Source organism: Roseibium sp. MMSF_3412, assembly GCF_030733265.1.
Taxonomy (GTDB): Bacteria; Pseudomonadota; Alphaproteobacteria; order Rhizobiales; family Stappiaceae; genus Roseibium.
On record NZ_JASHJI010000024.1, the window covers coordinates 94,148 to 100,480 of the forward strand.

Below are 6,333 nucleotides of genomic sequence, written 5' to 3' on the forward strand. Positions count from 1 at the left end.
TCTAATATAAAGGGACAGGGCGAAGACCGCCCCGTCCCTCCGTTTTCATGGATATTAAGCGCCCGGGTTACAGGTTCCCAGCGCACCGCCCGCGAACTGCGGATGATCCGGCGGATAGGTGACCTGAGCAGCCGGTGTCACTTCGACGATTTCCAGAAGGTCGAATGCGGAGCTCGGGTTTTCCTTACCCTTCACGACCAGGACGTCCTTGAAGCACTGGTGGTCTTCAGCCCTGTAGAGCGTCTTGCCGTTGCCCAGACCGTCGAACTCGAAACCTTCGAGGGCTTCGACAACACCGCACGGGTTGAACGTACCGGCACGCTCACATGCATCTGCATAGAGGAGAGCCTGAACGTAGGTCGTGTGGGCTGCCTGGCTCGGCGGGAAGCCGTATTTCTGACCGAACGACTGAACGAATGCCTTGGAGCCTTCGTCCTGAAGCGACCAGTGCCAGTTGGTGGAACCGAAGATGCCCTTAACGTTTTCACCGGCACCCTTTGCCATCAGGCGGGAATACAGCGGAACGATGATCTCGAAGTTCTTGCCGTTCACCTGCTTGTCGCGCAGACCGAACTGAACGGCGTTGGTGAGCGAGTTCACCATGTTGCCGCCGTAGTGGTTCAGCACGAGCACGTCAGCATCGGACTGCAGAACCGGCGTGATGTATGCCGAGAAATCCGTTGCCGCCAGAGGCGTCTTGACGGTTTCGACCGTTTCCCAACCCAGAGATTCCGTGGATTCACGAACAGCCTGCTCGGTGGTGTAACCCCAGTTGTAGTCCGCGGTCAGGTGATAAGCCTTACGGTCATCGCCATATGCGTTCTTGAGAACCGGAGCCAGTGCGGCACCGGACATGTAGGAGTTGAAGAAGTGACGGAAGCCGTTGGCTTTCTTGTCTTTACCGGTGGTGTCGTTGGAGTGGGTCAGACCGGCCATGAAGATGACGCCCGCTTCCTGGCAGAGCGCCTGCACGGCAACCGCCACGCCGGAGGACGAACCACCGGTGATCATGATAGCGCCGTCTTTTTCGATCATGGACTTCGCCGATGCGCGCGCCGCATCAGACTTGGTCTGTGTGTCACCCGTGACATACTCGACCTTCTTGCCAAGGATACCATTGCCCTTGAGCGCCTTGGACGAGAACGTGTTGAGCATGCCGCCGTCGCCTTCACCGTTCAGGTGCTCGACTGCGAGCTGGTATGCGCGCAGTTCGTCGGCACCCTCATCCGCGTAAGGGCCTGTTTGGGGCACGTTGAAACCCAGTGTCACCGTCGCGCCGGTCGGCTCATTCAGGTAGCCGGCAGACCATGCACGGCTCGTGAAGATCGTTGGCATCGCAAGGGCGCTGCCGCCAAGGGCACCAGCACGCAAGATCGAACGACGATTTAGGGGTTTACGTATTAAACTCATACTTTCCTCCCAGAAAGGATCGGTGCGCCCCCTTCGGACGCACCTGCAGTAGCTGTACAGCCGCTAGCAGTTCTGGAGTGTTCCCCGACCGGATAACCGGATCCTCAACGTCAAAACCGCAAGCTGGAAGGACTGTAGAAAAAGTCATTACAAATCAGCAATACGACTATCGGATCGTGCCGGCTCAACACTTTATTAGACTTTCGAAGTATTCATGCGTCAAAATTTGTAAAAAGACTTTTTGATTTTGCAGCGCAAAATCCTTTTTCATTATTATTTTTAGCGCTTTAATCTATTTTATGTTGCGTCGCAAAATTACTACTGACTGGTGCCTAATTTTTAGAACCTGATCAACTGCTTAGACCAAAGTTGCACGCACGCACGTCCAATAGGTTGTGCCAAACAAAATTGACGCGCAACAAGGCCTCGCAGTAATGTCCAGAAACCAAACTCGCCGCCTAAATTTTCATCAGGAATCTGCTTCATGTCCTTCATCGAGTCGCTCGAGGAACTACACTCCCACTATGGCGTTGCCGGTGAGGCCTCGACCATAAAGGAGATCGATTTTCTCAGCGGTCATTACCGCAGTATCGTCGAATCATCGTCCTTTTGCGCCCTGTCGACCTGCGGCCCGGAGGGTCTTGACTGTTCTCCGCGTGGAGACGAGGGAAGCGTCGTGCGGATCGAGGACGAGAAAACGCTGCTGATGCCGGATCGGCGCGGAAACAATCGCGTCGATTCGCTCCGCAATATTGTCCGCGACCCGCGCGTGTCGCTGATGTTCATGATCCCCGGCTGGAACAACGTGCTCAGGATCAACGGCAAGGCCGGGATTTCGGTCGATCCGGATCTTCTGGCGTCCTTCGACATGGAGGGGCATCTGCCTCGCTCGGTGATCGTGATCACCATCGAGGCTGTCTATTTCCAGTGCGCCCGCGCCATCATGCGCGCCGGGCTCTGGAAGAAAGAAAATCTCAGCGAGAACGGCTCCCTGCCCTCGCCGGGCATGATCATGCAGGAGATCAAGCAAGGCTTCGACGGTGAAACCTATGATGCGGAATGGCCGGGCCGCGCTGCAAAAAGCATGTGGTAGCACATGAAAAAGCGGCCTCACCAGCCATGATCCGACAACCGCCATCGCCATCCTCCGGGCCGTACGTTGCGACCCGTCCGCTCTCATTTTCCGATGACCCTTGGCTGACAGCCCTTTTCACTCCATATCTGCACAAACGACAGACCGTTTCTATTTGAGGATCACCATGACCACCAATCCGGTGCTTGCCGACTGGGACACCCCGTTCGAACTCCCCCCGTTTGACCGGATTGAACCTGGTCACTTCGAGGAAGCCTTTGAAAAAGCCATGGCGGAAGCCCGCCGGGAAAGCGATGCGATTGCCGGGCAGAGCAGCGAACCGGATTTTCAAAACACGATTGCCGCCCTGGAAAAATCAGGCGAGCAACTGACAAGGGTTGCACGCACGTTTTACAATCTCTCCAGTGCGCATACCAACCAGATGCTGCAGAAGGTCGAGCGTGACGTCGCGCCTAAGCTTGCCAAACACTCTTCGGACCTGCTGCTCAACGAGAAACTCTACAATCGCGTTGCCGCGCTTTGGGGGCAGCGCGATTCGCTCGGACTGTCGGCCGAAGACGCAAAGGTGCTGGAGCGGTATCACAAGATGTTCCAGCGCGCCGGCGCCGGACTGGACGACACCGGCAAGAACCGAATGGCCGAGATATCACAGCGGCTGGCAACGCTCGGAACGCGTTTTTCCCAGAATATCCTGAAAGACGAGTCGGACTATCAGCTCGTGCTGGAAACGGAAGAAGACCGTGCCGGGCTGCCGGACTTCCTTTTGACCGCCGCTGCCGAAGCAGCGCGCGAGCGCGGTCTTGAAGGCAAGCATGTGATCACGCTGTCAAGGTCAAGCATCGAACCGTTCCTCCAGTTTTCGACCAACCGCCGGCTGCGTGAAGAAGCGTTTAGCGGATGGAGTTCCCGCGGCGAATTGGAGGGAGAAACCAACAACGAAGACATCATTGCCGAAACGCTCGCCCTGCGCGCGGAGAAAGCCCGGCTGCTCGGTTTTGACAACTTCGCCCAATACAAGCTCGATGACACGATGGCGAAGACGCCAGCGAATGTGCGTGAGCTTTTGACCAAGGTCTGGGAACCGGCTGTTTCGCAGGCGCGTGAGGAACAGGAAAAGCTTGCCGAAATGGCGGCGAGCGTCGGTGAAAACCACGCGATTGCAGCGTGGGACTGGCGCTTTTATGCCGAAAAGGTCCGCAAGGCGGAACATGATCTCGACGAAGCCGAGTTGAAACCGTACCTGCAGCTGGAAAACATGATCGAAGCGGCCTTCGACACCGCGACCCGCCTGTTCGGCGTGACCTTCAGGGAGCTGGACGGCATGCCCGTCTATCACCCGGATGTCCGCGTTTATGAGGTTCTCGGACCCGGCGGCAATCATGTCGGGCTCTTCCTTGGCGACTATTTCGCGCGGCCTTCGAAACGGTCCGGTGCGTGGATGACCGCTTTCCGCTCGCAGCACAAGCTGGACGGAGACGTCACACCGATCATCGTCAATGTGATGAACTTCTCGAAGGGGGCTCCGGGCGAGGCAACACTGCTCACGTTTGACGATGCGCGGACCCTTTTTCACGAATTCGGCCACGGTCTGCACGGACTGCTTTCCAACGTGACCTATCCGATGATTTCCGGGACAAGCGTTGCGCGCGATTTCGTCGAACTGCCGTCGCAGCTCTATGAACACTGGCTCTCCGAGCCGGACGTGCTGTCGAGATTTGCGACCCATTACAAGACCGGCGAGACGATGCCGGCAGAACTGCTGGAGAAGCTTCTGGCCGCCGCCAATTTCAATCAGGGTTTCGCGACCGTGGAATACACGGCCTCTGCACTGATGGATCTGGAACTGCACTTGCTGGACGAACCCGCCAACCTCGACATCAGGTCATTTGAAAAGGCGGAACTCGGCAAGATCGGGATGCCTGACGCCATCACGATGCGTCACCGCATTCCACACTTCCAGCATGTGTTTTCCGGAGACGGCTATTCCGCCGGGTACTACAGCTACATGTGGTCCGAGGTCATGGACGCGGATGCGTTCGGCGCGTTCGAGGAAGCGGATGACATTTTTCACCCCGAAACTGCGGCGCGGCTGCACAAACACATCTATTCTGCCGGCGGCCTGCCCGACCCGGAAGAGACCTACCAGGCATTCCGGGGTCGTCCGCCGAAAATCGACGCCCTCTTGAAAAAGCGCGGATTTGCGGCCTGAATAGCGGCCGGTCGGTGCGTAACCGGCCGGTTTTGACTGTTCAGGGACCTATCAATGATAAAACCGATGGCGCCGCCACCCGAACCGACCACAGGCCTGTTGAAGTTCTGTCTCGCGATCAGCGGCCTGACCGGCGCGCTCGGTGTTGTTTCACTGGCATTGGCCGCCCACGCGGACGGGTCCGCTTCGCTTGGAACGGCAGCGCGCATGCTGATGTTTCACGCCCCTGTCTTCCTCGCGATCGGTATTCTTGCCCAAATCCGCAAGGTGCTGCTTCTTCCCGTGACTGCCCTGTTTCTCTTTTTGGGTCTGACCCTTTTCTGCGGTGACCTTTTCAGCCGCGCATTCCTGGGCAGCCGCCTGTTTCCGATGGCTGCACCTGTTGGCGGCATGTTCCTGATCGTGGGATGGATCTCACTTGCACTTGGTGCGTTCAAGATCGTTCCGCGTCAATCCTGAAACGGGTTTGTTCATTCCATCGATCCTGAAGCTGATCAGGTTTGGTCACCAACCAGTCTCGGATCTTCAATGCGAGTGAACAACCTTTTGGGATTCCACTCCTAGCCTTTCAGGCGCTCCGCGTGCCAGGCCACGTGATCGCGGGCAAAGCTTGCAACGAAGTAATAGGAATGATCGTAGCCCTCCTGAAGCCGGTAGCAATGGGCCGTGCCCGTCTCGATGAGCGACGTAGCCAGTGCGGCCGGTCTCAAAAGCTCCAGAAACTGATCGTCGGCCCCCTGGTCGACGAGGACGTCTCCAACCCAGCCCTTGTCCTTCAACAGCAATGACGCGTCATGGGAGCGCCAGAGACTTTCGTCGGTTCCAAGATACGCGCCAAGCTGTTTCTTCCCCCAGTCCGAGGACGACGGATTGGAGATCGGCGCGAAGGCGGACAGAGACTGATACTGGCCCGGATACTTCATCGCGAGGGTAAGCGCCCCATGCCCACCCATCGAGTGGCCGGTGATGCCCTGATGCACGGTGACCGGAAAGTTCTCGGTTACAAGATCCCGCAACTCACCGGCAATGTAAGTCTCCATCTGGAAATGGGGAGACCAGGGCTCCTGTGTGGCGTTGACATAGAATCCGGCTCCCTGACCGAGATCGTAGGCCTCGTCGTTTGCGATCCCCTCGCCGCGCGGGCTGGTGTCGGGGAAGACAATAGCGATGCCGAACTCGGCCGCGTGTGCCTGAAGTCCCGCCTTGGTCATTGCGTTTTCATGGGTGCAGGTCAGCCCTGACAGATACCAGAGGCAGGGAATCGGTCCTTCCTGGGCCTGAGGCGGCAGATAAACCGCGAATGTCATTTCGCATCCGCAGGCCTCCGAATCGTGAGAATAGACACCCTGTACGCCGCCGAAAGCCTTGTTTTCCGAAATGGTTTTCATGATTTCCTGCCTGTTGGAAGACAGAGAGCCGCTTCGAAACCGAAACAGCTCTCATGCCGGAACATAGTCTGACCGGGTCGCTCCCTCGTTCCCTGCTTTCAATCCGGCGCCGGAGGACCCGGGACCGGGAATGCCCCGGTCCCCAGGGATCAATAGAGAACGACGGATCGGATGGATTCGCCCGCATGCATGAGGTCGAAGCCCTTGTTGATGTCTTCGAGCGGCATGGTGTG

Annotated in this window: 6 protein-coding genes; 4 read left to right on the forward strand and 2 right to left on the reverse strand. The window is 57.6% G+C overall.

Going from position 1 to position 6,333, the window contains the following annotated elements:
- Positions 1–54 precede the first annotated feature (54 nt).
- A complete protein-coding gene (locus RBB49_RS27305) occupies positions 55–1,410 on the reverse strand; it encodes a substrate-binding protein (RefSeq protein WP_306146133.1) in 1,356 nt (451 codons plus the stop codon).
- Between the two features lie 484 nt (positions 1,411–1,894).
- On the opposite strand from RBB49_RS27305, the gene RBB49_RS27310 reads away from it, so the two are divergent.
- The 3 genes from RBB49_RS27310 (at position 1,895) to RBB49_RS27320 (ending at position 5,171) form a co-directional block, all read left to right on the forward strand.
- Entirely contained in the window at positions 1,895–2,503 is a 609-nt protein-coding gene (locus tag RBB49_RS27310) for a pyridoxamine 5'-phosphate oxidase family protein (RefSeq protein ID WP_306146134.1), read from the forward strand.
- Positions 2,504–2,669: 166 nt separating this feature from the next.
- On the forward strand, positions 2,670–4,712 hold the full coding sequence (locus RBB49_RS27315) for a M3 family metallopeptidase (RefSeq protein ID WP_306146135.1): 2,043 nt from the start codon (positions 2,670–2,672) through the stop codon (positions 4,710–4,712).
- Positions 4,713–4,766: 54 nt separating this feature from the next.
- Positions 4,767–5,171 (forward strand): DUF423 domain-containing protein, encoded by a 405-nt coding sequence (locus RBB49_RS27320; protein ID WP_306146136.1) that lies wholly within the window; start codon positions 4,767–4,769, stop codon positions 5,169–5,171.
- 101 nt (positions 5,172–5,272) lie between these two features.
- Here the strand turns inward: RBB49_RS27320 and fghA are convergent, their stop codons facing one another.
- Entirely contained in the window at positions 5,273–6,100 is an 828-nt protein-coding gene (fghA, locus tag RBB49_RS27325; RefSeq protein WP_306146137.1) for an S-formylglutathione hydrolase, read from the reverse strand.
- Positions 6,101–6,153: 53 nt separating this feature from the next.
- Between fghA and RBB49_RS27330 the strand changes: the two genes are divergently transcribed.
- A partial coding sequence (locus RBB49_RS27330) for a hypothetical protein (RefSeq protein ID WP_306146138.1) occupies positions 6,154–6,333 on the forward strand: 180 nt, incomplete at its 3' end.

What these genes read in the sequence shown, in the direction of transcription:
- RBB49_RS27305 (WP_306146133.1), bottom strand. Translation starts at nt 1,410, where the DNA reads ATGAGTTTAATACGTAAACCCCTAAATCGTCGTTCGATCTTGCGTGCT.
- RBB49_RS27310 (WP_306146134.1), top strand. Translation starts at nt 1,895, where the DNA reads ATGTCCTTCATCGAGTCGCTCGAGGAACTACACTCCCACTATGGCGTT.
- RBB49_RS27315 (WP_306146135.1), top strand. Translation starts at nt 2,670, where the DNA reads ATGACCACCAATCCGGTGCTTGCCGACTGGGACACCCCGTTCGAACTC.
- RBB49_RS27320 (WP_306146136.1), top strand. Translation starts at nt 4,767, where the DNA reads ATGATAAAACCGATGGCGCCGCCACCCGAACCGACCACAGGCCTGTTG.
- fghA (WP_306146137.1), bottom strand. Translation starts at nt 6,100, where the DNA reads ATGAAAACCATTTCGGAAAACAAGGCTTTCGGCGGCGTACAGGGTGTC.